We start from the raw sequence: 24,719 nt of genomic DNA, 5'->3' as shown, positions 1-24,719 counted from the left end.
GCGCGGGGCCGTGTACTCTTACCTCTGCGCGGCCACCGAGTGATCGCGCAGGCCCCCTTAGCTCAGTCGGCAGAGCGTCTCCATGGTAAGGAGAAGGTCTACGGTTCGATTCCGTAAGGGGGCTCAAAGGGTCCGGCTGGACCCGCCACGGCGGTGTAGCTCAGATGGCAGAGCAAGCGGCTCATAATCGCTGTGTCGCCGGTTCAAGTCCGGCCACCGCTACTCTCGTCCTCCGGGCCAGCTTCCGGTGGTCGGTGGGATGGGCGCCATAGGCGCCCACTTTGCATGTCCGCGTCGCCAGCGCGTAGGCTGAGGCGCTGTAGTTGTTGTCCGTTAGCGAGGAAGGCACTCCGCCGTGGCGAAGGCTACCGATGTCCGGCCGAAGATCACTTTGGCGTGTGTGGAGTGCAAGGAGCGCAACTACATCACGCGCAAGAACCGCCGCAACGACCCGGACCGCATCGAGCTGAAGAAGTTCTGCCCCCGGGACGGCAAGCACACGGTCCACCGCGAGACCCGCTGACCGTCGCCGGCACCCGCCGGCCAGCACGACACCCCGATCGCCGATCCGGGGCGAGACACGGCCACCCGGCCGACCGTCCGCCCCCGGGTCGGCTTTCGTGCTTCCCGTGTAGGTTCTCGGGCATGTCCCTGGACCCGTCCTACGTCGGCCGGACCTATCCGCCGACCGCCCCCTACCAGGTGGGCCGTGAAAAGATCCGCGAGTTCGCCACGGCGATCGGCGCCGCCGACCCGGCGCACCACGACCCGGAGGCAGCCCGCGCGCTCGGGCACCCGGACGTGGTCGCCCCGCCGACCTTCCCCGTGGTGATCACGATGGCCGCCACCCGGCAGATCGTCGACGACCCGGCCCTCGGGGTCGACTACAGCCGGGTGGTCCACGGCGACCAGCGGTTCGCCTACACCCGGCCGGTGGTGGCCGGCGACGAGCTGGTCTGCGTGAACACCATCGAGGACATCACCAGCCGGGGCGGGCACGACTTCCTGACCACCCGCACCGACGTGAGCACGGCCGCCGGCGAGCCGGTGGTCGCCGTCTGGTCCAAGCTCGTCGTACGCGGGGAGGCCTGACATGGAGCTGTCCACCCGGACCTTCCGGGTCACCCGGGCCGACCTGGTCCGCTACGCGGGCGCGTCGGGCGACTTCAACCCGATCCACTGGAGCGACCGGGTCGCCACCGGGGTCGGCCTGCCCGGGGTCATCGCGCACGGCATGTTCACCATGGCCCTGGTCGGCCGGGCGGTCGCCGAGTGGGCCGGCGCGCCCGACGCGGTGGTCGACTACGGGGTCAGGTTCGCCCGTCCGGTGGTCGTCCCCGACGACGACGCCGGCACCGAGATCGAGGTGTCCGCGAAGGTCCGCGAGGGCGCGGGGGAGGGCCTGACCAGGCTCGACATCACCGCGACGTGCCGGGGCGAGAAGGTGCTCTCGCAGGCCCGGGCGGTGATCCGCACGCCCCGCTGAGGGGGTCGCGCCACGCGCGGGGGCAGACCGGTTGGGAAAGTCGGGTCGGTACCCGTACACTGGTCCGCCGTGGGGCAAGTGACCCCGCCCGGTGCGTCATGGCCGGGTCGGGCGAGCGTTGCCGCACAGGGGTGTAGCTCAATTGGCAGAGCAGCGGTCTCCAAAACCGCAGGCTGCAGGTTCAAGTCCTGTCACCCCTGCGCCTCAGGCCTGACCGTTCCCGTGGGTCGCGCCGCCAACCGGCGGCGTCCGGCCCGTGGTGGTGGCATCGGCGGGGTGGTTCCGAGGCATCGGGGCCGTCCGTCGATCCGCCGGCCGCGGCCCGTCGCGGGACGGTTGGTCCGGCCGGCGTGACCAGCGCCGCGCACGCCGCACGGCGTGCGACCCGATTCCCGCGACGGAGGGCGAAGTGGCCGAGAACAAGCGGCGCAGCGAGGACGCCGGCGACGACGACCGTCTGAACGACGAGGTCGCCGACGACGTTGCCGCCGACGACGACGCCACCGACGCGGACGAGCCGGTCTCCCGCGGTGGCACGGCCACCCGGGCGCGGGCCAAGGCCGAGTCGGCCGACGAGAGGAAGACCCGCAAGGACACCGAGCGGATCGGGCTGTTCGCCCGCATCGCGCGGTTCTTCCGCGAGGTCGTGGCCGAGCTGCGTAAGGTCATCTGGCCGACCCGCAAGGAGCTGCTGACCTACACCGCGGTGGTGGTCACCTTCGTCGCCGTGATGCTGACGATCGTGGCCGGCCTGGACTACGCCTTCGCGAAGGGCGTGCTGTGGGTCTTCGGCAACCCCAGCTGACCGGCTGATCCAGCCGATAGTTACGGAAGTGAGCGAGCGTGCCTGAGTACGACGAGACCGCCGGGACCACGGACGAGCAGTCCGCGGTGGCGACGGCGGCCAACGATGAGTCGGTCGAGGCCGCCAGCGAGCCGGACTTTCCGACCACCGAGCCCGCCCCGGACGAGGACTACGACCCGGTCGCGGAGCTGCGCCAGAAGCTGCGCTACGCACCGGGCGACTGGTACGTGGTGCACTCGTACGCCGGCTACGAGAACAAGGTCAAGACCAACCTCGAGACCCGGATCACGTCCCTCGACATGGAGGACTACATCTACCAGGTCGAGGTGCCGACCCGGGAAGAGGTCGAGGTCAAGAACGGCAAGCGGTCCCAGATCCAGGCGAAGGTCTTCCCGGGCTACATCCTGGTCCGGATGGAGCTGACCGCCGAGTCCTACTCCTGCGTGCGGAACACCCCGGGGGTCACCGGCTTCGTGGGGGCGACCGACCGGGCCGACCGGCCCGCGCCGCTGAGCCTCGACGAGGTCCTCAAGTGGCTGGCCCCGGCGGTCGAGACCGAGCAGAAGAAGGCCAAGCCCGAGATCAAGGTCCTCGACTTCGAGGTGGGCGACTCGGTGACCGTCACCGACGGCGCGTTCGCGTCGCTGCCGGCGACGATCAGCGAGATCAACGCCGACCAGCAGAAGCTCAAGGTGCTGGTGTCGATCTTCGGCCGGGAGACGCCGGTCGAGCTGAACTTCAACCAGGTCACCAAGATCTGACGTTCCGTCTCGCCGGCGGTGGGCAACGGCCTGCCGCCGGCGAGGCCGTTTCCGTGCCCGGTGCCGGCCCCGGCGGACCTCGCCGCATCCGGTGGCGGAGCCTTGCGCTAACCTAGAACGTCGACCGTCGCATCGCGCTGACCGTGCGCGCCCCGGCCGGCACCTTTCCCAGTTCCAAGCCCCAGGAAGAGACATGCCTCCGAAGAAGAAGCTCGTCAAGACGTTCACGCTTCAGCTGAAGGCGGGCCAGGCGACCCCGGCGCCGCCGGTCGGCCCCGCGCTCGGCCAGCACGGCGTCAACATCATGGAGTTCTGCAAGACCTACAACGCGCAGACCGAGGCCCAGCGGGGCGACATCGTCCCCGCCGAGATCAGCGTCTACGAGGACCGCAGCTTCACCTTCGTGCTGAAGACCCCGCCCGCCGCCCAGCTGCTGATCAAGGCCGCCGGTGTGCAGAAGGGCTCGGGCAACCCGCACAAGGAGAAGATCGGCTCCGTCACCCGCGCCCAGCTGCGGGAGATCGCCGAGAAGAAGATGGTCGACCTCAACGCCAACGACCTCGACCAGGCTGAGAAGATCATCGCCGGCACCGCCCGGTCGATGGGCCTGACCGTCGGCGACTGACCGCACCCCACCGCCTCACCCGATCAGTTCGTGGGAGGGCACGCGGAGCGCCGCGGCCCGCCATAGACCACAGGAGTAAGCAGAGATGCAGCGCAGCAAGACCTACCGCAAGGCCGCCGAGGTCATCGACCGGTCGAAGCTCTACACGCCGGCCGAGGCGGTCAAGATCGCCAAGGACACCACCAGCACCAAGTTCGACGCCACGGTCGAGGTCGCCATGCGCCTCGGCGTCGACCCCCGCAAGGCGGACCAGATGGTCCGCGGCGTGGTCAACCTGCCGCACGGCACCGGCAAGACCGCCCGCGTGATCGTCTTCGCCGCCGGCGCGAAGGCCGAGGAGGCCGTCGCCGCGGGTGCGGACGAGGTGGGCACCGACGAGCTCGTCGCCCGGATCCAGGGCGGCTGGCTCGACTTCGACGCGGCGATCGCCACGCCGGACCAGATGGCCAAGATCGGCCGGATCGCGCGGATCCTGGGCCCGCGCGGCCTGATGCCGAACCCGAAGACCGGCACGGTGACCATGGACGTCGCCAAGGCCGTCTCGGACATCAAGGGCGGCAAGATCACCTTCCGGGTGGACAAGCACTCCAACCTCCACCTGATCATCGGCAAGGCCTCGTTCTCCGAGACCCAGCTGATCGACAACTACGCGGCGGTCCTCGACGAGGTGCTGCGCGCCAAGCCCTCGGCGGCCAAGGGCAAGTACCTCAAGAAGGTCACCCTCACCACCACGATGGGCCCGGGCGTGCCGGTCGACCCCAACCTGATCAAGAACCTCCAGGAGGGCGTCGAGGCCTGAGCACCACCGCCTCGCCGGGGCCCCGCCACGACTCGTGGCGGGGCCCCGTCCGTCTGTCCGGTGTGGCAGGCTCACCGCATGCGCTGGGAGGATGTCTGGCTCCGCTACCACCGGCGCGGTCCGTGGGTGCTGCGGCAGGTCGACCTGCGGCTGGGCGCCGGCGAGGCCGCCGTGGTGCTCGGCCGCAACGGCGTCGGCAAGTCCACGCTGCTCCAGCTCGCGGCCGGGGTGCTCCGGCCGGCCCGGGGCCGCGTCGTCGACCGGCCCCGGCACGTCGGCTGGGTGCCGGAGCGGTTCCCCGCCGACCAGCCGTTCACCGTGGGCCGCTACCTCGACGGCATGGCCCGCGTCGCCGGCCTGGGCGGGGCCGAGGCCGGCGCGGCCGTGCGGCGGTGGACCGAGCGGCTGGGCCTGGGCCCCTTCCACGGGGTGCGGCTGCCCGAGCTGTCCAAGGGCACCGCCCAGAAGGTCGGCCTGGCCCAGGCCATGCTGCGCCGGCCCGGCCTGCTCATCCTCGACGAGCCCTGGGAGGGCCTCGACGCCGCCGCCCGCGACCTGGTCCCGGCCCTGATCGACGAGGTGCTGGCGGCCGGCGGGTCGGTGCTGGTCAGCGACCACCGGGGCGAGACCGCCCGGTTGCCGGGCGCGGCCCGCTGGACGGTCGCCGACGGCACGGTCTCCGCGCAGGCTCCGGCCGACACATCGCCGGGGGCGCTCGTCGTGGTCGAGGTGGCGGTCCCGGCCGCGCGGGCCGCGGGGGCCGTGGCCCGGCTCCGCGCCGACGGGCACCACGTCCTTCGCGTACGCGCCGACCCCGCCCCGCCCGACGCCCCCGTGCCCGCCGCCGCCCCGCCCGCCCCGGCTCCCGGGGGCGGCCCGCCGATCGCCCCGCAGGCGGGGGAGGCCGGCCCGGCGACCGGGCCGGTGGACGCCGCCGGGGCGGGCGGGCAGGTGCCCCGGTGACCGCGCTCGTGCTGCTGCGGCTGGCGGGCTTCCTGCGTACCGGCCGGGCGGTCGCCCCGCTGCTGGCCGGCCTGCTCGCCCTCGGCATCCTCTACGGCGGCGGCCGGGCCCAGCCGGCGGAGGCCTACGGCGTGTCGGCGGTGGTGCTCTTCCCCGTGCTGGCGTGGCAGACCAAGCTCCTGCTCGACGTCGAGCCGGACGTCCAGCGCCGGCTGGCCCTGGTGCTCGCCGGCGCCGCCCGGGAGCGGGCCGCCGGGCTGCTCGCGGCGCTGGTGGCCGGGCTCGGCACGGTCGCCGTCGCGCTGGTCTTCCCCTGGCTGGTGGGCGGAGTGACCGGCCAGGCGGAGCCGGGCGGCCCGTCGGTGGCCGCCGGGGTGGCCCTCGGCGTCTGGGCGCACCTGCTCGCCCTGCCCGCCGCGGTGGCGCTGGGCGCGCTGGCCAGCCGGGCGGTGACGGGCAGCGCCGGCTATGGCGTGGCGGTGCTGGCGCTCGGCGCGGTCGGCTCCTTGGTCCTCGGCCTGTCGGACTCGGTGGCCCCCTGGCTCGCGCCCCCGGTGCTGCCGGTCGCCCGGGCCGCGGCCGCCGGCCCGTCCCCCGCCGCGGTGGCCCTGTTCACCGCGTGGGCCGTCGCCTGGAGCGCGGCGGCGCTCACCGGGTACGCCTGGCGGCGGCGCGCCCGCGCCTGAGGGGCGCGGGCGGCGGGGGAGTGACGGGGCGCACCCGGGGGCGATTTGGTGCTCACGGGGCGTGTCGCGTAACCTTGCGGCGAAGTACCACCCAGAGACCGCTGGTCACCGTGCCCCGGCACGGTCGAAGGTCCCGATCCGACGGGCGACCCGCGCAGGGCGGCAAGCGAAACTCGGCTGTGTTCCCGTGGTCCGCCGACTGCGGTGCGACCGGCCGGCCCTCGCCCCGTGCGCCCTGCGCCGGGGCTTTTCTCGTTGTCGTGGCCCTCCGGTACCGGGAGGCCTGCCGGCCTGCTGGTGGATCAGCCTGGAGCAACGAGAGAGGAGGGACATGGCGGACAAGCCGATCCGGGCCGACAAGGCCACGGCAGTCGCTGAGATGACCGACAGCTTCCGCAACGCGGGAGCTACGGTGCTGACCGAGTACCGTGGTCTGACGGTTTCCCAGCTCACCCAGCTGCGGCGCTCGCTCGGCAAGGAGACCACCTACACGGTCGCGAAGAACACGCTGGCGAAGCGTGCCGCGGCCGACGCGGGCATCTCCGGCCTCGACGAGCTGTTCACCGGTCCTACCGCGCTGACTTTCGTTTCGGGCGACGTCGTCGAGGCGGCGAAGGGGCTTCGCGACTTCGCGAAGGCCAACCCGAAGCTCGTCATCAAGGGCGGCGTCTTCGAGGGCAAGGCCATCTCGGCGGCCGAGGTCACGAAGCTCGCCGACCTGGAGTCCCGCGAGGTGCTGCTGGCCAAGCTGGCCGGCGCCATGAAGGGCAACCTGAGCAAGGCCGCGGCCCTGTTCCAGGCGCCGCTCTCCAAGGCCGCCCGCGCGGCGGCCGCCCTGGCGGACAAGAAGCGCGAGCAGGAGGGCGCCGAGGCGGCCTGAGGCCGCGTCCGGCGCACCCACGTTCTTAGACAACCGTTAGAAAGGACGCCAGCCATGGCGAAGCTCAGCACCGACGAGCTGCTCGACGCGTTCAAGGAGATGACGCTGATCGAGCTCTCCGAGTTCGTGAAGCAGTTCGAGGAGACCTTCGAGGTCACCGCGGCCGCCCCGGTCGCGGTCGCCGCCGCCGGTGGTGCCGGTGGCGCCGCCGCCGCGCCGGCCGAGGAGGAGAAGGACGAGTTCGACGTCATCCTCGAGGCCGACGGTGGCAAGAAGATCCAGGTCATCAAGGTCGTGCGCGAGCTGACCGGCCTGGGCCTCAAGGAGGCCAAGGACGCGGTCGAGGCCGCGCCGAAGGCCATCCTGGAGAAGGTCAACAAGGAGACCGCCGACAAGGCCAAGGCCAAGCTCGAGGGCGAGGGCGCCAAGGTCACCCTCAAGTAATTGAGGTAGGACTCAGGCGCGCGCCCGGCTCGCCACGTGAGCCAGGGCACATCGCGTCGCGGCGGGCGGTGATCCGAATCCGGATCACCGCCCGCCGTGTTCGTGTGGTGACTCCCTGACAGCGTCGTGAGCAGGGCGGCGACGCTCCACGCCCGACGGCGGGGCGCTTCGGGGCCGTCGCCCACGCGTGGGAAACACCTGTCGCGCACGAGACGGGCCCTTGACGCGGCCCCCGGCTGCCAGGCACGCTGACACCTGCAAGACCTTCCGCGCTTGCGACGGCCACCATCCGGGTAATGGCAGCGGCGGCACCATCGCCCGCTGCACCTGGGCGGTCCGTGGGTATGCCGCGTTCCGAGCGGCCCGGTGAGGCCCCGTTTCGGGGGCCCCGAGGCACGTTCCGCGGCGACCTGCGGGTTGGGCTGGACAGCGGTTAGCCTCTCGGCTACACTGCTAGTTTGCGCTGCCTTCCGACTTGACCCCTGCGCAGAAATGTCCGATTACGGGTATTTCTGGTGGGGTCATTGGAGTGCACGCGTACCAGCCGTTCTGCAGCACCGGTCCTCGGAAGGACGCATCTTGGCAGCTTCCCGCCCTGCGAAGACCAGTCGTACGTCGAGCGCTTTCGCACCCCGCCGAGTTTCATTCGGCAGGATCACCGAACACCTCGAGGTCCCCAACCTCCTCGCCATCCAGAACGAGTCCTTCGACTGGCTCGTCGGCAACGAGGCTTGGCAGGGCCGGTCGGCGGACGACCCGCACGCACGCTCGGGTCTCGCGGAAATCCTCGACGAGATCAGTCCCATTGAGGACTTTTCCGGCACCATGTCGCTCTCCTTCTCGGCGCCGCGCTTCGACGAGGTCAAGGCCTCGATCGAGGAGTGCAAGGAGAAGGACCTGACCTACTGCGCCCCGCTGTTCGTGACGGCGGAGTTCACCAACAACACCACCGGCGAGATCAAGAGCCAGACGGTGTTCATGGGTGACTTCCCGATGATGACGCCCAAGGGCACCTTCATCATCAACGGCACCGAGCGCGTCGTGGTCAGCCAGCTCGTCCGGTCCCCGGGCGTCTACTTCGACAAGCAGCCGGACAAGACCTCCGACCGCGACCTCTCCAGCGTCAAGGTCATCCCGAGCCGGGGTGCCTGGCTCGAGTTCGACATCGACAAGCGCGACACCGTCGGCGTCCGCATCGACCGCAAGCGCCGGCAGGCCGTCACCGTCCTGCTCAAGGCCATCGGTTGGTCGGCCGAGCGGATCCGCGAGAAGTTCGGCTGGTCCGAGCTGCTGATGACGACGCTCGAGAAGGACCACATCGCCGGCCAGGACGAGGCGCTGCTCGACATCTACCGCAAGCTCCGCCCCGGCGAGCCGCCGACCCGTGAGAACGCCCAGACCCTGCTCGACAACCTCTTCTTCAACCCGAAGCGGTACGACGTCGCCAAGGTCGGTCGGTACAAGTTCAACAAGAAGCTCGAGCTGGACGTGCCGATCACCACCGGCACGCTCACCGAGGACGACATCGTCGCCACCGTGGAATACCTCTGCCGGCTGCACGCCGGTGAGGACGGCTACGAGGCCGACGACATCGACCACTTCGGCAACCGGCGCCTGCGCACCGTGGGCGAGCTGATCCAGAACCAGGTCCGCGTCGGCCTGTCCCGGATGGAGCGGGTCGTCCGCGAGCGGATGACCACCCAGGACGTCGAGGCGATCACGCCGCAGACCCTGATCAACATCCGTCCCGTCGTGGCGGCGATCAAGGAGTTCTTCGGCACCTCGCAGCTGTCCCAGTTCATGGACCAGACCAACCCGCTGGCGGGCCTGACCCACCGGCGCCGGCTGAGCGCGCTCGGCCCGGGTGGTCTGTCCCGGGAGCGGGCCGGCTTCGAGGTCCGCGACGTGCACCCGTCCCACTACGGCCGGATGTGCCCGATCGAGACGCCCGAAGGCCCGAACATCGGCCTGATCGGCGCCCTGTCCACCTTCGCCCGGGTCAACCCGTTCGGCTTCATCGAGACGCCGTACCGGAAGGTCGTCGACGGTCGGGTCACCGACCAGATCGACTACCTGACCGCGGACGAGGAGGACCGGTTCGTCAAGGCGCAGGCCAACGCGCCGCTGAAGGCCGACGGCACGTTCGCCGAGGACCGGGTCCTGTGCCGCCGTAAGGGTGGCGAGACCGAGGACGTGGTCCCGGCCGCCGTCGACTACATGGACGTCTCGCCGCGGCAGATGACCTCGGTCGCGACCGCGATGATCCCGTTCCTCGAGCACGACGACGCCAACCGGGCCCTGATGGGCGCGAACATGCAGCGCCAGGCGGTGCCGCTGGTCAAGGCGGAGTCGCCGCTGGTCGGCACCGGCATGGAATACCGTGCCGCCGTCGACGCCGGTGACGTGGTCGTGGCCGAGGTCGGCGGTGTCATCGAAGACCTCTGCGCCGACTACATCACCATCCACCAGGACGACGGCCACCGCCGGACGTACCTGCTGCACAAGTTCCGCCGCTCCAACGCCGGCTCCTGCGTCAACCAGAAGCCGGTCGTCTTCGAGGGCGACCGCGTCGAGGCCGGCCAGGTCATCGCCGACGGTCCCTGCACCGACGAGGGCGAGATGGCGCTCGGGCGCAACCTGCTGGTCGCGTTCATGTGCTGGGAGGGCCACAACTACGAGGACGCGATCATCCTGTCGCAGCGCCTCGTGCAGCAGGACGTGCTCACCTCGATCCACATCGAGGAGCACGAGGTCGACGCGCGGGACACCAAGCTCGGCCCGGAGGAGATCACCCGGGACATCCCGAACGTCAGCGAGGAGATGCTCGCCGACCTCGACGAGCGCGGCATCATCCGGATCGGCGCCGAGGTCGTCCCCGGCGACATCCTGGTCGGCAAGGTCACACCCAAGGGCGAGACCGAGCTGACCCCGGAGGAGCGGCTGCTCCGCGCGATCTTCGGCGAGAAGGCGCGCGAGGTCCGGGACACCTCGCTGAAGGTGCCGCACGGCGAGACCGGCACGGTCATCGGGGTGCGGACCTTCTCCCGCGAGGACGGCGACGAGCTGCCCCCGGGCGTCAACGAGCTGGTCCGGGTCTACGTCGCCCAGAAGCGCAAGATCCAGGACGGCGACAAGCTCGCCGGCCGGCACGGCAACAAGGGCGTCATCTCGAAGATCCTGCCGATCGAGGACATGCCGTTCCTGGAGGACGGCACCCCGGTCGACATCGTGCTCAACCCGCTGGGTGTGCCGTCTCGGATGAACATCGGCCAGGTGCTGGAGACGCACCTCGGCTGGGTGGCCAAGACGGGGTGGAGCGTCGACGGTGACGACGCCGAGTGGAAGCGCCAGCTGCGCTCCATCGAGGCGCACGAGTCCGAGCCGGACACCAACGTGGCCACGCCGGTCTTCGACGGCGCCCGCGAGGAGGAGATCTCCGGTCTGCTCGCGTCGACCCTGCCCAACCGGGACGGCAAGCAGCTGATCGGTTCCTCCGGCAAGGCGCAGCTGTTCGACGGTCGCTCCGGCGAGCCGCTGCCGGACCCGATCGCGGTCGGCTACATCTACATCCTGAAGCTCAACCACCTGGTCGACGACAAGATCCACGCCCGGTCGACCGGTCCGTACTCGATGATCACGCAGCAGCCGCTGGGTGGTAAGGCGCAGTTCGGTGGCCAGCGCTTCGGCGAGATGGAGTGCTGGGCGATGCAGGCGTACGGCGCCGCGTACGCCCTGCAGGAGCTGCTGACCATCAAGTCCGACGACGTCCTGGGCCGGGTCAAGGTCTACGAGGCGATCGTCAAGGGCGAGAACATCCCGGAGCCGGGCATTCCGGAGTCGTTCAAGGTGTTGCTCAAGGAGCTCCAGTCGCTGTGCCTGAACGTCGAGGTGCTCTCCAGCGACGGCGTGGCCCTGGAGATGCGCGAGACCGACGACGAGGTGTTCCGGGCCGCGGAGGAGCTGGGCATCGACCTGTCCCGGCGCGAGCCGAGCTCGGTCGAAGAGGTGTAAGTGGTGTGGGTTGGGGGCCGGCCGCCCCGCTCCGGGCGGTCAGGCTTGATCCCTCCGCGGGGCGGCCGGCCCCCAACCCCGCCCGTGATCTAGCTGTAAAGACGACGACATAGGGGACATAGTGCTCGACGTCAACTTCTTCGACGAGCTGCGCATCGGTCTCGCCACCGCCGACGACATCCGTCAGTGGTCGCACGGCGAGGTCAAGAAGCCCGAGACGATCAACTACCGCACCCTCAAGCCGGAAAAGGACGGGCTCTTCTGCGAGAAGATCTTCGGTCCGCAGCGGGACTGGGAGTGCTACTGCGGTAAGTACAAGCGGGTCCGCTTCAAGGGCATCATCTGCGAGCGTTGCGGCGTCGAGGTGACCCGCTCCAAGGTCCGCCGTGAGCGGATGGGGCACATCGAGCTGGCCGCTCCGGTGACCCACATCTGGTACTTCAAGGGCGTGCCGAGCCGGCTGGGCTACCTGCTGGACCTCGCCCCGAAGGACCTCGAAAAGATCATCTACTTCGCCTCGTACGTCGTGACGAGCGTGGACGCCGAGTCGCGTCACCGTGACCTCTCGACCATCGAGAACGAGATCCTCGCCGAGAAGCGGCAGTCGGAGAACAGCCGCGACTCGGAGATCGAGAAGCGGGCCGCCAAGCTGGAGGCCGACCTGGCCGAGCTGGAGGCCGAGGGCGCGAAGGCGGACGTCCGGCGCAAGGTCAAGGAGGGCGGAGAGCGCGAGATGCGCCAGATCCGCGACCGGGCCCAGCGCGAGATCGACCGCCTGGACGAGGTGCTCGACACCTTCCGCAAGCTGGAGCCGAAGCAGCTCGTCACCGACGAGCTGCTCTACCGGGAGCTGCGCGACCGGTTCGGCGAGTACTTCACCGGCGGCATGGGCGCCGAGGCGATCAAGGCGCTGGTCCAGAACATGGACCTCGACGCCGAGGCCGAGAGCCTGCGCGAGACCATCCGCTCCGGCAAGGGCCAGCGGAAGATCCGGGCGCTCAAGCGACTCAAGGTCGTCGCGGCGTTCCTGAACACCCGCAACTCGCCGCTCGGCATGGTGCTGGACTGCGTCCCGGTCATCCCGCCGGACCTGCGCCCGATGGTGCAGCTCGACGGTGGCCGCTTCGCGACCTCCGACCTGAACGACCTGTACCGCCGCGTGATCAACCGGAACAACCGCCTCAAGCGGCTGATCGACCTCGGCGCGCCCGAGATCATCGTCAACAACGAGAAGCGGATGCTCCAGGAGGCCGTCGACGCGCTGTTCGACAACGGCCGCCGCGGCCGGCCGGTCACCGGCCCGGGCAACCGCCCGCTCAAGTCGCTGTCCGACATGCTCAAGGGCAAGCAGGGCCGGTTCCGGCAGAACCTGCTCGGCAAGCGCGTCGACTACTCCGGCCGTTCGGTCATCGTGGTCGGCCCGAAGCTGAAGCTGCACCAGTGCGGCCTGCCCAAGCAGATGGCGCTGGAGCTGTTCAAGCCCTTCGTGATGAAGCGGCTGGTCGACCTCAACCACGCGCAGAACATCAAGTCCGCCAAGCGGATGGTCGAGCGGCAGCGCCCGGTCGTGTGGGACGTGCTGGAAGAGGTCATCGGCGAGCACCCGGTGCTGCTCAACCGCGCGCCGACCCTGCACCGCCTGGGCATCCAGGCCTTCGAGCCGCAGCTGGTCGAGGGCAAGGCCATCCAGATCCACCCGCTGGTCTGCACCGCGTTCAACGCCGACTTCGACGGCGACCAGATGGCGGTGCACGTGCCGCTGTCCGCCGAGGCGCAGGCCGAGGCGCGGATCCTGATGCTGTCGTCGAACAACATCCTCAAGCCGGCCGACGGCAAGCCGGTCACCATGCCCACCCAGGACATGGTCATCGGCCTCTACCACCTCACCCACCTCACCGCCGGTGAGAAGGGCGAGGGCCGGGCGTTCAGCTCGGACGCCGAGGCGCGGATGGCGTTCGACGCCGGCGAGCTGCACCTGCAGGCGCCGGTGCGGATCCGGCTGCGCGGGCTGGTCGGGGTCGACAACGGCGCCGGCGCGCAGCCGTGGGTCGCGCCGGAGGGCTGGGTCGAGGGTGAGCCGCTCACCGTCGAGACCACCCTGGGCCGGGTGCTGTTCAACGAGACGCTGCCGCAGGGCTACCGCTTCGTGAACTACGAGATCCGCAAGGGTCAGCTCTCCGCGATCGTCAACGACCTCGCCGAGCGCTTCCCGAAGGTCGCCCTCGCCGCGACCCTCGACGGGCTCAAGGAGGCCGGTTTCCACTGGGCCACCTGGTCCGGCGTGACGATCGGCATGGAGGACGTCATCGCTCCGCCGCGCAAGCGGGAGATCCTGGAGCGGTACGAGAAGGAAGCCGACCGGATCGACAAGCAGTACCAGCGTGGTCTGATGACCGCCGAGGAGCGTCGCGGCGAGCTCATCGAGATCTGGACCAAGGCGACCAACGAGGTCGCCAAGGAGATGGACACCGCGCTGCCGCAGGAGAACCCGCTGTGGAAGATGATCAACTCGGGTGCCCGCGGTAACCTGCTCCAGCTCCGCCAGATCGCCGCGATCCGTGGTCTGGTGGCCAACCCCAAGGGCGAGATCATCCCGCGACCCATCAAGGCGTCGTACCGCGAGGGTCTCTCCGTGCTGGAATACTTCATCTCCACGCACGGTGCCCGTAAGGGTCTCGCCGACACCGCGCTGCGGACCGCCGACTCGGGTTACCTGACCCGTCGTCTGGTGGACGTCTCGCAGGACGTCATCATCCGCGAGGAGGACTGCGGCACCGACCGGGCCATCCCGATGCAGATCGGCGAGCGGCGCGACGGCAAGCTGTACGTCCACGAGCACGCCGAGACCAGCGTCCACGCCCGGACCCTGGCCGACGACATCAAGGGCCCGGACGGCACCGTCGTCGCCCACCGGGGCCAGGACATCAACTCCATCCTGGTCGACGCGATCGTCGCCGCCGGGACGGAGACGGTGCGGGTGCGCAGCGTGCTCACCTGCGAGTCGAAGCTGGGCGTCTGCGGTGCGTGCTACGGCCGCTCGCTGCCGACCGGCAAGACCGTGGACGTCGGCGAGGCGGTCGGCATCATCGCCGCCCAGTCGATCGGTGAGCCCGGTACGCAGCTGACGATGCGTACGTTCCACACCGGTGGTGTCGCGGGTGAGGACATCACCCAGGGTCTGCCCCGGGTGCAGGAGATCTTCGAGGCCCGCGTCCCGAAGGGCAAGGCGCCCATCGCCGACACCCCGGGCCGGATCCGGATCGAGGACGGCGAGCGGTCGCGGAAGATCATCGTGGTGCCGGACGACGGCTCCGACGAGATCGTCTACGACAAGATCTCCAAGCGGGTCCGGCTGCGGGCCCACGACGGCGACCACGTCGAGGTCGGCGAGAAGCTCACCGAGGGCACCATCGACCCGCACGAGCTGCTGCGCATCCTCGGCCCGCGCGCGGTCCAGGTCCACCTGACCCAGGAGGTCCAGGAGGTCTACCGCTCGCAGGGTGTGCTCATCCACGACAAGCACATCGAGATCATCATCCGCCAGATGCTCAAGCGGGTGACGGTCATCGACTCCGGCTCGACCGAGTTCCTGCCGGGCGTGCTGGTCGACCGGGCGCTGTTCGAGTCGGAGAACCGCCGGCTCGTCGGCGAGGGCGGCGAGCCCGCCGCCGGTCGCCCCGTGCTGATGGGTATCACCAAGGCCTCGCTGGCCACGGACTCCTGGCTGTCGGCGGCCTCCTTCCAGGAGACCACCCGGGTGCTGACGGACGCGGCGATCCACGCCCGCAGCGACTCGCTGATCGGCCTCAAGGAGAACGTGATCATCGGTAAGCTCATCCCGGCCGGTACGGGCATCAGCAAGTACCGCAACGTCCGGGTCGAGCCGACCGAGGAGGCCAAGGCCAAGGTCTACTCGATGACCGGATACCCGGAGACCGACTACGGCTTCGGGCCGGCCAGCGGGCAGGCTGTGCCGCTGGACGACTTCGACTTCGGGTCGTACCGCTAAGGATCACGCACTGACGACGAGGCCCCCGGCGCACCGCCGGGGGCCTCGTCGCGTGGGGCCGTGCGCCCGCCATGTCGCCGACCTGGCGGGGACGCAGGCTCGGGATACCGCCATCTGTCCGGGGTCGACTGGAGTCGACGCGGGGGACGGGCATGATGGAGGGCATGACGATCGCACCCGGGCAGGTGCCCGTCGCCCCGCACGGGGCACGCCATCCGCTCGACCCCGACCCGGTGCGCTCCAGCAAGGCGCGGGCGGTCTTCGCGCTCGGCCTGATGGGCGCGCTGACCGGGCTGTTCGTCGGCGGTGTGGTGCCGGCCACGCTCGCTCTCGTGCTCGCCCGGCAGGCCCGCCGCGAGGCGTACGCCTCGGGGGGCTTCCTCACCGGCGCGGCCTGGTTGCGGCGCGGGGAGCGCCTGGCCTGGGCCGGGCTGGTCCTGGTCGCGGCGGTCGTGGTGGCGGCCCTGGTGATCGGCCTGGTCCGGTCGGCCGGCACGCCGTTCGGCCACGACTACGCCCCGAACGTGGACTGACCGCCCCGCGCGGGGGAGACGTCGACGCGCGACCACGGGGCTGGCCGGGCGGCGGTAGCCTGGCCGGTGTCCGTCGCGCGGCGACGGGCGACGACCGGTGACAGGAGGCCCTCGTGACGGAACCGGCGCGGCCCTCGGGCGAGTCGGCGGAGGGATCCGCCGCGCTCCCGGATCCGGCGGGGTCGCCGGCAGCGCCGGAGGAGTCCCCGTGGGCCCGGCCCCCCGCCGACGCCGATCCGCAGGCACCGGGCGTGCCCGCCACCGACGCCTCCTCGGTCTCCCCGCCGATCGGGAGCACCGGGCCTTCCGCCGGCGAGTTCCCGCAGCCCGATCCGTTCCCCGGGCCCGGTCCCGGCCCGTCGGCCGGCGCTCCGCCGCAGTTCGGTCCCGGTGGGGCGGCCGGCTCCCCACCGCAGCTCGATCCTGGCCGGGCGGCCGGCGCTCCGCCGCAGCTCGATCCTGGCCGGGCGGGCGGCTCGTCGCCGCAGTCCGGCCCCTTCGGCCCCGGCCCCGGTCTGGGAGCCGGCGACGTCGCGCGGTCGAGTTCCGGGGCACCGCCGGCCTCCGCCGTGCCGCCGGGTCCTTCGGCGGCGCAGCCTGACTCCTCTGCGCGGCCGGCTTCCCCTGCTCAGGCTGGTCCTCCTGTGCAAGCTGCTTCGCCTGTGCAAGCTGCTTCGCCTGCGCAGCCGGGTGCCTCGGCGCCGCCCGCCTCCTTCGGGCAGCCGTTCTCTCCCGTGCAGCCGGGCCCTGCCACGCAGTCGGCTCCTGCCACGCAGCCGGCTACCGCTGTGCAGCCTGGCCCAGCCCCACAGCCGCCGGCCTGGCCGCAGCCGGGTTCCGCCCCCTGGGCGGGACATCCCGTTGCCGCCCAGGCGGGGAGCGCGCCGGGGGGATACCCGGGCCAGGCGCCGGGCGGCGCCTGGGGCGGGCCGGGCACCGGCTGGGGGGCGGTGCCCCCGCCGCCGAAGGAGGCGGCCCGGCCGCCCAAGCGGGTCGACCCGGTGCCGGGCACCCCGTTCGGCGTGGTGCACCTCGACGTGCCCCCGGTGACGTCCGGGCTCGCGATCGGGTCCCTGGTGGCGGGCATCGCCTCCACCCTCGTGTCGTTCCTGGTGATCTGTCTCGGGGCGACCGCGGGCAGCCAGGGGGCCTGGGCCGCCGGCGTGTTCACGGTCCTGGGACTGCTCGCGGGCACGGCGGCGGTGGTGGCCGGCCTGCTCGGCCGGCGGCAGATCCGGCGTCCGGCACCCCCGCCCGCGGTGCGCTTCACCGGCGGTGGCCTGGCGGTGGCCGGGATCAGCTGCGGCGCGGTGGGTATGGTGCTCAGCCTCCTGGGTCTCGGCCTGGCCCTGCTGCTCGCCCTGGCCTGAGCCTCCGCCCTCCGGGTGTGGCCCGGCTTGATCGACTCCATGTCGGCGACATGGTGGGGTCGTGGGTGCCGGGATACCGCCATGTCGCCGACATGGCGGCTCAGCCCGGGGGCGGCTCGGGCCTGAACCGGGCAGGTGGCGGGCGGGGCGGGAGGCGTTCCCAGGGCCGACGGGCCGGGTGCCGGGGTAGCCGTTACACTTGTTTCTGTAGGTGCCCATCGCGGGTGGGCAGGCGCGACGGTTCGGCCGGCAGGGCGGTGACGCCGATCTCCGGGACCTCTCCGTTTTGACCTGTGCGGCTGTGATAGGTACTCTTTCCCCTTGTGCCCGGGCTCGCCCGGGCAACTCGTGCGTGCGTTGGAACCGGATGCCCGGTGATCGCGCGGCAGCACGACAGAGCCAAGAAGACCCGGCGCGCGGTGACCGTGTGCCGGTGACAGAAAGCCGGCGCGCGCGCGAGCGACTGCGCCGGGACCGTGAGTCGGGCGACACGCCCGACCGCGGGTGCCGGGACCTCCGCAAGGTGGGCCTGGCCGGAATGTAGGAGAGCCTTTCCACGAGGGATGGCTACGAGCAGACGGCGCGGTCGCCGGAAGGCGGCCGAAGGGAGCGGAGAAACCCGGTGCCCACGATCCAGCAGCTGGTCCGAAAGGGCCGCCAGGCGAAGACGAGCAAGACCAAGACCCCGGCGCTGAAGGGTTCCCCTCAGCGGCGCGGCGTGTGCACCCGCGTGTACACCACCACCCCGAAGAAGCCGAACTCGGCGCTGCGCAAGGTCGCTCGTGTCAAGCTCAGCAGCCAGATCGAGGTGACCGCCTACATCCCGGGCGTGGGTCACAACCTGCAGGAGCACTCCATCGTGCTCGTCCGCGGCGGCCGGGTGAAGGACCTCCCCGGCGTGCGTTACAAGATCGTCCGCGGCTCGCTGGACACCCAGGGTGTCCGCAACCGCAAGCAGGCGCGCAGCCGTTACGGCGCGAAGAAGGAGAAGAGCTGAGATGCCGCGTAAGGGACCTGCTCCGCGGAAGCCGCTGGTCGCTGACCCGGTGTACAACTCGCCGTTGGTCACCCAGCTGGTGAACAAGATCCTGCTGCGCGGCAAGCGCCAGCTCGCCGAGCGCATCGTGTACGCGGCCCTGGAGGGCTGCCGCGAGAAGTCCGGCACCGACCCGGTCGTCACCCTGAAGCGGGCGATGGACAACGTCAAGCCGACCCTCGAGGTGCGCAGCCGCCGTGTCGGTGGCGCCACCTACCAGGTCCCGGTCGAGGTCCGCCCGGCCCGGGCGACCACCCTGGGCCTGCGCTGGCTGGTCACCTACTCCCGCGCCCGGCGCGAGAAGACCATGGTCGAGCGGCTGATGAACGAGCTGCTGGACGCGAGCAACGGCCTCGGCGCCGCCGTCAAGCGGCGCGAGGACACGCACAAGATGGCCGAGTCGAACAAGGCCTTCGCGCACTACCGCTGGTAACACATCTGGTTCCGGCGCCCGCGGGCGCCGGAACCACCACCAGTTGTGTCGAGACGACGATAAGTAGGGATTGAAGTGGCCGCCGCAGACGCGCTCGCCAACGTACGCAACATCGGCATCATGGCGCACATCGATGCCGGTAAGACCACTACCACCGAGCGGATCCTCTTCTACACCGGTATCACGTACAAGATCGGTGAGGTCCACGAGGGCGCTGCCGTCATGGACTGGATGGAGCAGGAGCAGGAGCGTGGTATCACCATCACCTCCGCTGCCACCAAGTGTGAGTGGAAGGGCCACACGATCCAGATCATCGACACGCCCGGTCACGTCGACTTCACGGTCGAGGTCGAGCGGTCGCTGCGGGTGCTGGACGGTGCGGTCGCGGTCTACGACGGCGTCGCCGGTGTGGAGCCGCAGACGGAGAACGTCTGGCGTCAGGCGGACAAGTACAACGTCCCGCGGATGTGCTTCGTCAACAAGCTCGACCGGACCGGCGCGGACTTCTTCCGTTGCGTCCAGATGATGATCGACCGGCTGAACGCCACCCCGCTGGTGCTCCAGATCCCGATCGGTCTCGAGGGCGACCACATCGGCGTCGTCGACCTGATCGGCATGCGTGCCCTCACCTGGCGCGGGGAGACCCAGAAGGGTGAGGACTACGCGATCGAGGAGATCCCGGCCGACCTCGCCGACTCCGCTGCGGAGTGGCGCGAGAAGCTGATGGAGACCCTGGCCGACGTCGACGACGCGGTGATGGAGAAGTACCTGGAGGGCGAGGAGATCTCCGTCGAGGAGATCAAGGCCGCCATCCGGCGGGCCACGATCGCCAGCAAGGCCAACCCGGTGCTGTGCGGCTCGGCGTTCAAGAACAAGGGCGTGCAGCCCATGCTCGACGCCGTGGTCGACTTCCTGCCGTCGCCGCTGGACATCCCGGCCATCGAGGGCACCGCCACCGACGGCGAGACGCCGCTGCAGCGGAAGCCGTCGAAGAAGGAGCCGTTCTCCGGTCTCGCCTTCAAGATCCAGACCGACAAGCACCTCGGCAAGCTCACCTACGTCCGGGTCTACTCCGGCGTGGTCGAGTCCGGGTCCCAGGTGGTCAACTCCACCAAGGACCGCAAGGAGCGGATCGGCAAGATCTACCAGATGCACGCCAACAAGCGGGAAGAGCGCGGCTCGGCCCAGGCTGGCGACATCATCGCGGTGCAGGGTCTGAAGCAGACCACCACCGGTGACACGCTGTGCGACCCGGCGAACCCGGTCATCCTGGAGTCGATGACCTTCCCGGAGCCGGTCATCGAGGTCGCCATCGAGCCGAAGACCAAGGCCGACCAGGAGAAGCTCAGCACCGCCATCCAGCGGCTGGCCGAGGAGGACCCGACCTTCCGCGTCAAGCTGGACGACGAGACCGGCCAGACGGTCATCTCCGGCATGGGCGAGCTGCACCTGGACATCCTGGTCGACCGGATGCGCCGCGAGTTCAACGTCGAGGCGAACATCGGCAAGCCGCAGGTGGCGTACCGCGAGACCATCCGCCGCAAGGTGGAGAAGGTCGAGTTCACCCACAAGAAGCAGACCGGTGGTTCCGGCCAGTACGCCCGGGTCATCATCAGCCTGGAGCCGCTGCCGCTGGACAACGACGCGCCGACCTACGAGTTCGCGAACGCCGTCACCGGTGGCCGCATCCCCCGGGAGTTCATCCCGTCGGTGGACGCCGGCGCCCAGGACGCCATGCAGTACGGCATTCTCGCCGGCTTCCCGCTGGTGGGTGTCAAGCTGACGCTGGTGGACGGCCAGTACCACGAGGTCGACTCGTCCGAGATGGCGTTCAAGATCGCTGGCTCGATGGCGCTGAAGGAGGCGGCCCGCAAGGCCGACCCGGCGCTGCTGGAGCCGGTGATGTCCGTCGAGGTCACCACTCCCGAGGAGAACATGGGTGACGTCATCGGCGACCTCAACTCCCGCCGTGGCATCATCCAGGCGATGGAGGAGCGCAGCGGCACCCGCATCGTGAGGGCGCTGGTGCCGCTGTCGGAGATGTTCGGCTACGTCGGCGACCTGCGGTCGAAGACCCAGGGCCGGGCTAGCTACAGCATGCAGTTCGACTCCTACGCCGAGATTCCGGCCTCGGTGGCCAAGGAGATCATCGCCAAGGCGACTGGTGAGTGACGCTCGCCTGAGCTGATCCGATGAACCAGGGCTGGTCGCGGGAGGGTGCTCCCGCCCGCGGCCACCTCGGTCGGGTTGTGTGAGACCGGGCCTGTAGGCTTCATCGCCGCAGAACCCACAAAAGCTCTCCGGCCGCAAGGCCGGAAAGGCTGTCGACAGAGTCCTAAGCGCCTACCTGGCGTGCCGGGGCGAGAAGAACCAAGAAGTCCACAGGAGGACACCAGTGGCGAAGGCGAAGTTCGAGCGGACTAAGCCGCACGTCAACATCGGCACCATTGGTCACATCGACCACGGTAAGACGACGCTGACGGCGGCCATCACCAAGGTCCTGCACGACCAGTTCCCGGACCTGAACCCGTACACCCCGTTCGACGAGATCGACAAGGCGCCGGAGGAGAAGGCCCGCGGCATCACGATCTCCATCGCGCACGTCGAGTACCAGACCGAGGCGCGGCACTACGCGCACGTCGACTGCCCCGGGCACGCCGACTACATCAAGAACATGATCACCGGTGCCGCGCAGATGGACGGCGCGATCCTGGTGGTGGCGGCGACCGACGGCCCGATGCCGCAGACCCGCGAGCACGTGCTGCTGGCCCGTCAGGTCGGTGTGCCGTACATCGTCGTGGCGCTCAACAAGAGCGACATGGTCGACGACGCCGAGCTCCTGGAGCTCGTCGAGCTCGAGGTCCGCGAGCTGCTCTCCTCGCAGGAGTACCCGGGCGACGACCTGCCGGTCGTGCAGGTCTCCGCGCTGAAGGCGCTCGAGGGCGACCCGGTGTGGACCGAGAAGCTGCTCGAGCTGATGAACGCGGTCGACACCGCGATCCCGCAGCCGGAGCGCGAGACCGAGAAGCCGTTCCTCATGCCCGTCGAGGACGTCTTCACGATCACCGGTCGTGGCACCGTCGTCACCGGTCGTGTCGAGCGTGGCGTGCTGCTCCCGAACGAGGACGTCGAGGTCGTCGGCATCCGCGAGAAGGGCTTCAAGACCAAGGTCACCGCGATCGAGATGTTCCGGAAGACCCTGGACGACGCGCGCGCGGGTGAGAACGTCGGTCTCCTGCTGCGTGGCACCAAGCGCGAGGACGTCGAGCGCGGCATGGTCGTCATCAAGCCGGGCACCACGACCCCGCACACGGAGTTCGAGGCGACGGTCTACATCCTCTCCAAGGAGGAGGGCGGCCGGCACACCCCGTTCTTCCAGAACTACCGCCCGCAGTTCTACTTCCGCACCACGGACGTCACCGGCGTCGTCACGCTGCCCGAGGGCACCGAGATGGTCATGCCGGGCGACAACACCACGATGAGCGTCAAGCTCATCCAGCCCATCGCGATGGAGGAAAACCTCAAGTTCGCGATCCGGGAGGGTGGCCGTACGGTCGGCGCGGGTCGGGTCACCAAGATCGTCAAGTGAACTGGGTAACCCCGATTAGCGTGGCCGCCGGTCGTGCGGCATACTAGTCAGGTTGCGTAACGGCAGTTCCTCGCCCGTGTCCGGCATCCGTTGGACCTCCGGGTCGTTGAACAGTCGCGCGTAGGGTGGTTGGCCTGCCACTGGGCGGCCAACCACCCTCGCACGGCGTCCGGGTCGCGGTGAACGCGATCGGCGCCATCGACCCACCGCATGGCCAGCAGAGCTCCGGGGTCCCGGGGCGGAGCCTGGTCCGAGGGCGCGACACGCCCGACCGCGGGGGTCGGCGGAAGTGGGCCTGCACCAGCCGGTGCAGGCGCCCGCAACACAGCGGCATCGAGAGAAGGAACAGAAGCCACCATGGCGGGACAGAAGATCCGCATCCGGCTCAAGGCCTATGACCACGAGGTCGTCGACTCCTCGGCTCGGAAGATCGTCGAGACGGTGACGCGTACCGGGGCGCAGGTCGCTGGCCCGGTGCCGCTGCCCACGGAGATCAACCGTTTCTGCGTTATCCGCTCGCCGCACAAGTACAAGGACTCGCGCGAGCACTTCGAGATGCGTACGCACAAGCGGCTGATCGACATCATCGACCCGACCCCGAAGACGGTCGACTCGCTCATGCGCCTCGACCTGCCGGCTGGCGTCGACATCGAGATCAAGCTGTAGGGACCGGACAAATGGACAGGCAAGTCAAGGGGATCCTGGGCGCCAAGCTCGGCATGACCCAGGTCTGGGACAACAACAAGGTTGTGCCCGTGACCGTGGTTCAGGCCGGCCCGTGCGTCGTCAGCCAGGTTCGTAGCGCCGAGAAGGACGGTTACTCCGCGGTCCAGCTCGCGTACGGCACGATCGACCCGCGCAAGGCCAAGAAGCCGCTCGCCGGGCACTACGCCAAGGCGGACGTGGCGCCGCGCCGGCACATCGTCGAGCTGCGCACCACGGACGCCGCGGACTACTCGCTGGGCCAGGAGGTCACGGTCGAGGAGTTCCCGGTGGGCGTCACCATCGACGTCACCGGCAAGACCAAGGGCAAGGGCTACGCCGGCCCGATGAAGCGGCACGGCTTCCACGGTCTGCGCGCCAGCCACGGTGTCGAGCGCAAGCACCGCTCGCCGGGCTCCATCGGCGCCTGCGCCACCCCGGGTCGCGTCTTCAAGGGCACCCGGATGGCGGGTCGGATGGGTGGCGTGCGCTACACCGTCCAGAACCTGACCGTCCAGGCGGTCGACACCGAGAACAACCTCCTGCTCGTCCGCGGCGCCATCCCCGGCCCGAAGGGCGCGCTGGTCCTGGTCCGCACCGCGGCCAAGGTCAAGGCGAAGAAGGGCGGTGCGGCCAAGTGACCACCGTTGACGTGCTCAACGTCGAAGGCACGAAGAGCGGCACCGTCGAGCTGCCCGCCGACGTCTTCGACGTCCAGGCCAACATCGCGCTGATGCACCAGGTCGTGGTGGCCCAGCTCGCGGCCGCCCGGCAGGGCACGCACAAGACCAAGACCCGCGGCGAGGTCGCCGGTGGCGGCAAGAAGCCGTACAAGCAGAAGGGCACCGGTCGAGCCCGCCAGGGTTCGATCCGCGCGCCGCAGTTCGCCGGCGGTGGCGTGGTCCACGGCCCGGTGCCGCGCGACTACAGCCAGCGGACCCCGAAGAAGATGAAGGCCGCCGCCCTGCGTGGCGCCCTCTCCGACCGGGCCCGCGCCGGCCAGGTGCACGTCGTCGAGGCGTTCGTCTCGGGCGAGAAGCCGTCGACCAAGGCCGCCCTGGCCACGCTGACCAAGCTGACCGAGGCGCGGCGCGTCCTGGTCGTGCTGAGCAGCACCGACGAGCTGAACTGGGTGTCGCTGCGCAACGAGCCGCGGGTGCACCTGATCGAGGCTGGCCAGCTCAACACGTACGACGTGCTGGTGGCCGACGACGTGGTCTTCACCAAGGACGCCCTGGACGAGTTCCTGGGTGTGCCGGCCGAGACCACCGAGGAGGGTGACAAGTGAGCACGATCGCCGATCCGCGTGACGTCATCATCGCGCCGGTCGTCTCGGAGAAGAGCTACAGCGAGCTGAACCGGAACTGGTACACCTTCCTGGTGCACCCGGACGCCAACAAGACCGAGATCAAGATCGCTATCCAGCAGATCTTCAACGTCCGCGTCCTGACGGTCAACACGCTCAACCGCGAGGGCAAGCGCAAGCGCACCAAGACCGGCTTCGGTCAGCGCAAGGCCACCAAGCGGGCGATCGTGAAGCTGGCTGACGGTGACCGTATCGAGGCCTTCGGCGGCCCGGTCAGCTGA

General features: G+C 70.0%; 23 protein-coding genes and 3 tRNA genes. All 26 read left to right on the top strand.

Features of this window, described 5'->3' with window-relative positions; translation table 11 throughout:
• The first annotated feature begins 51 nt into the window (after nucleotides 1-51).
• The 26 genes from O7633_RS15040 to rplW all read left to right on the top strand — a co-directional run bounded on the left by O7633_RS15040 (nucleotide 52) and on the right by rplW (nucleotide 24,719).
• A tRNA-Thr gene (locus tag O7633_RS15040) sits at nucleotides 52-124 on the top strand.
• Between the two features lie 25 nt (nucleotides 125-149).
• Nucleotides 150-222, top strand: a tRNA-Met gene (locus tag O7633_RS15035).
• Nucleotides 223-355: 133 nt separating this feature from the next.
• Nucleotides 356-523, top strand: a complete 168-nt coding sequence (gene rpmG, locus O7633_RS15030; protein WP_013288652.1) for a 50S ribosomal protein L33 — start codon at nucleotides 356-358, stop codon at nucleotides 521-523.
• A 122-nt stretch (nucleotides 524-645) separates the two neighbouring features.
• Nucleotides 646-1,092 carry a MaoC family dehydratase N-terminal domain-containing protein gene (locus tag O7633_RS15025; protein WP_043965472.1) on the top strand — a complete coding sequence of 149 codons (447 nt, stop codon included), beginning with the start codon at nucleotides 646-648 and terminating at the stop codon, nucleotides 1,090-1,092.
• Nucleotide 1,093: 1 nt separating this feature from the next.
• Nucleotides 1,094-1,486: a MaoC/PaaZ C-terminal domain-containing protein gene (locus tag O7633_RS15020; RefSeq protein WP_282328220.1), complete on the top strand. Its 393-nt coding sequence runs from the start codon at nucleotides 1,094-1,096 to the stop codon at nucleotides 1,484-1,486.
• Between the two features lie 127 nt (nucleotides 1,487-1,613).
• Nucleotides 1,614-1,686: transfer RNA gene (locus tag O7633_RS15015), tRNA-Trp, on the top strand.
• Nucleotides 1,687-1,895: 209 nt separating this feature from the next.
• Nucleotides 1,896-2,291, top strand: coding sequence for a preprotein translocase subunit SecE (gene secE / locus O7633_RS15010; RefSeq protein WP_074472508.1), 396 nt, complete (start codon nucleotides 1,896-1,898; stop codon nucleotides 2,289-2,291).
• A 38-nt stretch (nucleotides 2,292-2,329) separates the two neighbouring features.
• Nucleotides 2,330-3,052, top strand: a complete 723-nt coding sequence (gene nusG / locus O7633_RS15005) for a transcription termination/antitermination protein NusG (RefSeq protein ID WP_074472509.1) — start codon at nucleotides 2,330-2,332, stop codon at nucleotides 3,050-3,052.
• Between the two features lie 193 nt (nucleotides 3,053-3,245).
• Entirely contained in the window at nucleotides 3,246-3,677 is a 432-nt protein-coding gene (gene rplK / locus O7633_RS15000; RefSeq protein ID WP_074472510.1) for a 50S ribosomal protein L11, read from the top strand.
• 85 nt (nucleotides 3,678-3,762) lie between these two features.
• Nucleotides 3,763-4,476 (top strand): 50S ribosomal protein L1, encoded by a 714-nt coding sequence (rplA, locus tag O7633_RS14995; RefSeq protein ID WP_282328219.1) that lies wholly within the window; start codon nucleotides 3,763-3,765, stop codon nucleotides 4,474-4,476.
• Between the two features lie 78 nt (nucleotides 4,477-4,554).
• The gene (locus O7633_RS14990; RefSeq protein ID WP_282328218.1) at nucleotides 4,555-5,439 is read left to right on the top strand and encodes an ATP-binding cassette domain-containing protein; all 885 of its coding nucleotides are present in this window, start codon (nucleotides 4,555-4,557) and stop codon (nucleotides 5,437-5,439) included.
• Entirely contained in the window at nucleotides 5,436-6,125 is a 690-nt protein-coding gene (locus O7633_RS14985) for a hypothetical protein (RefSeq protein ID WP_282328217.1), read from the top strand. The genes O7633_RS14990 and O7633_RS14985 overlap by 4 nt, the downstream gene beginning before the upstream one ends.
• Before the next feature lie 331 nt (nucleotides 6,126-6,456).
• On the top strand, nucleotides 6,457-7,005 hold the full coding sequence (gene rplJ, locus O7633_RS14980) for a 50S ribosomal protein L10 (RefSeq protein ID WP_074472513.1): 549 nt from the start codon (nucleotides 6,457-6,459) through the stop codon (nucleotides 7,003-7,005).
• A gap of 54 nt (nucleotides 7,006-7,059) precedes the next feature.
• Complete coding sequence (rplL, locus tag O7633_RS14975; protein ID WP_074472514.1) at nucleotides 7,060-7,449, top strand: 50S ribosomal protein L7/L12; 390 nt, start codon at nucleotides 7,060-7,062, stop codon at nucleotides 7,447-7,449.
• A 579-nt stretch (nucleotides 7,450-8,028) separates the two neighbouring features.
• Complete coding sequence (locus tag O7633_RS14970) at nucleotides 8,029-11,460, top strand: DNA-directed RNA polymerase subunit beta (RefSeq protein ID WP_282328216.1); 3,432 nt, start codon at nucleotides 8,029-8,031, stop codon at nucleotides 11,458-11,460.
• A 121-nt stretch (nucleotides 11,461-11,581) separates the two neighbouring features.
• A complete protein-coding gene (locus tag O7633_RS14965; RefSeq protein ID WP_178066444.1) occupies nucleotides 11,582-15,469 on the top strand; it encodes a DNA-directed RNA polymerase subunit beta' in 3,888 nt (1,295 codons plus the stop codon).
• Nucleotides 15,470-15,633: 164 nt separating this feature from the next.
• Complete coding sequence (locus tag O7633_RS14960; RefSeq protein ID WP_074472837.1) at nucleotides 15,634-16,002, top strand: hypothetical protein; 369 nt, start codon at nucleotides 15,634-15,636, stop codon at nucleotides 16,000-16,002.
• A gap of 1,001 nt (nucleotides 16,003-17,003) precedes the next feature.
• Entirely contained in the window at nucleotides 17,004-17,372 is a 369-nt protein-coding gene (locus O7633_RS14955; protein ID WP_074472517.1) for a hypothetical protein, read from the top strand.
• Nucleotides 17,373-17,994: 622 nt separating this feature from the next.
• Complete coding sequence (rpsL, locus tag O7633_RS14950) at nucleotides 17,995-18,369, top strand: 30S ribosomal protein S12 (protein ID WP_014440718.1); 375 nt, start codon at nucleotides 17,995-17,997, stop codon at nucleotides 18,367-18,369.
• Between the two features lies 1 nt (nucleotide 18,370).
• Nucleotides 18,371-18,841: a 30S ribosomal protein S7 gene (rpsG, locus tag O7633_RS14945; protein WP_013735957.1), complete on the top strand. Its 471-nt coding sequence runs from the start codon at nucleotides 18,371-18,373 to the stop codon at nucleotides 18,839-18,841.
• Between the two features lie 75 nt (nucleotides 18,842-18,916).
• A complete protein-coding gene (fusA, locus tag O7633_RS14940; RefSeq protein WP_278129415.1) occupies nucleotides 18,917-21,013 on the top strand; it encodes an elongation factor G in 2,097 nt (698 codons plus the stop codon).
• Between the two features lie 223 nt (nucleotides 21,014-21,236).
• Nucleotides 21,237-22,430, top strand: a complete 1,194-nt coding sequence (gene tuf, locus O7633_RS14935; RefSeq protein WP_043965499.1) for an elongation factor Tu — start codon at nucleotides 21,237-21,239, stop codon at nucleotides 22,428-22,430.
• 357 nt (nucleotides 22,431-22,787) lie between these two features.
• On the top strand, nucleotides 22,788-23,096 hold the full coding sequence (gene rpsJ / locus O7633_RS14930) for a 30S ribosomal protein S10 (RefSeq protein WP_007073037.1): 309 nt from the start codon (nucleotides 22,788-22,790) through the stop codon (nucleotides 23,094-23,096).
• 11 nt (nucleotides 23,097-23,107) lie between these two features.
• A complete protein-coding gene (gene rplC, locus O7633_RS14925) occupies nucleotides 23,108-23,773 on the top strand; it encodes a 50S ribosomal protein L3 (RefSeq protein ID WP_074472519.1) in 666 nt (221 codons plus the stop codon).
• The gene (gene rplD / locus O7633_RS14920) at nucleotides 23,770-24,420 is read left to right on the top strand and encodes a 50S ribosomal protein L4 (protein WP_074472520.1); all 651 of its coding nucleotides are present in this window, start codon (nucleotides 23,770-23,772) and stop codon (nucleotides 24,418-24,420) included. The genes rplC and rplD overlap by 4 nt, the downstream gene beginning before the upstream one ends.
• Nucleotides 24,417-24,719: a 50S ribosomal protein L23 gene (gene rplW / locus O7633_RS14915; RefSeq protein WP_007073034.1), complete on the top strand. Its 303-nt coding sequence runs from the start codon at nucleotides 24,417-24,419 to the stop codon at nucleotides 24,717-24,719. Before rplD ends, rplW begins: the two co-directional genes overlap by 4 nt.

Source organism: Micromonospora sp. WMMD712 (assembly GCF_029581295.1).
Taxonomy (GTDB): Bacteria; Actinomycetota; Actinomycetes; order Mycobacteriales; family Micromonosporaceae; genus Micromonospora; species Micromonospora carbonacea.
This window is presented reverse-complemented; position numbering and strand designations above follow the sequence as displayed.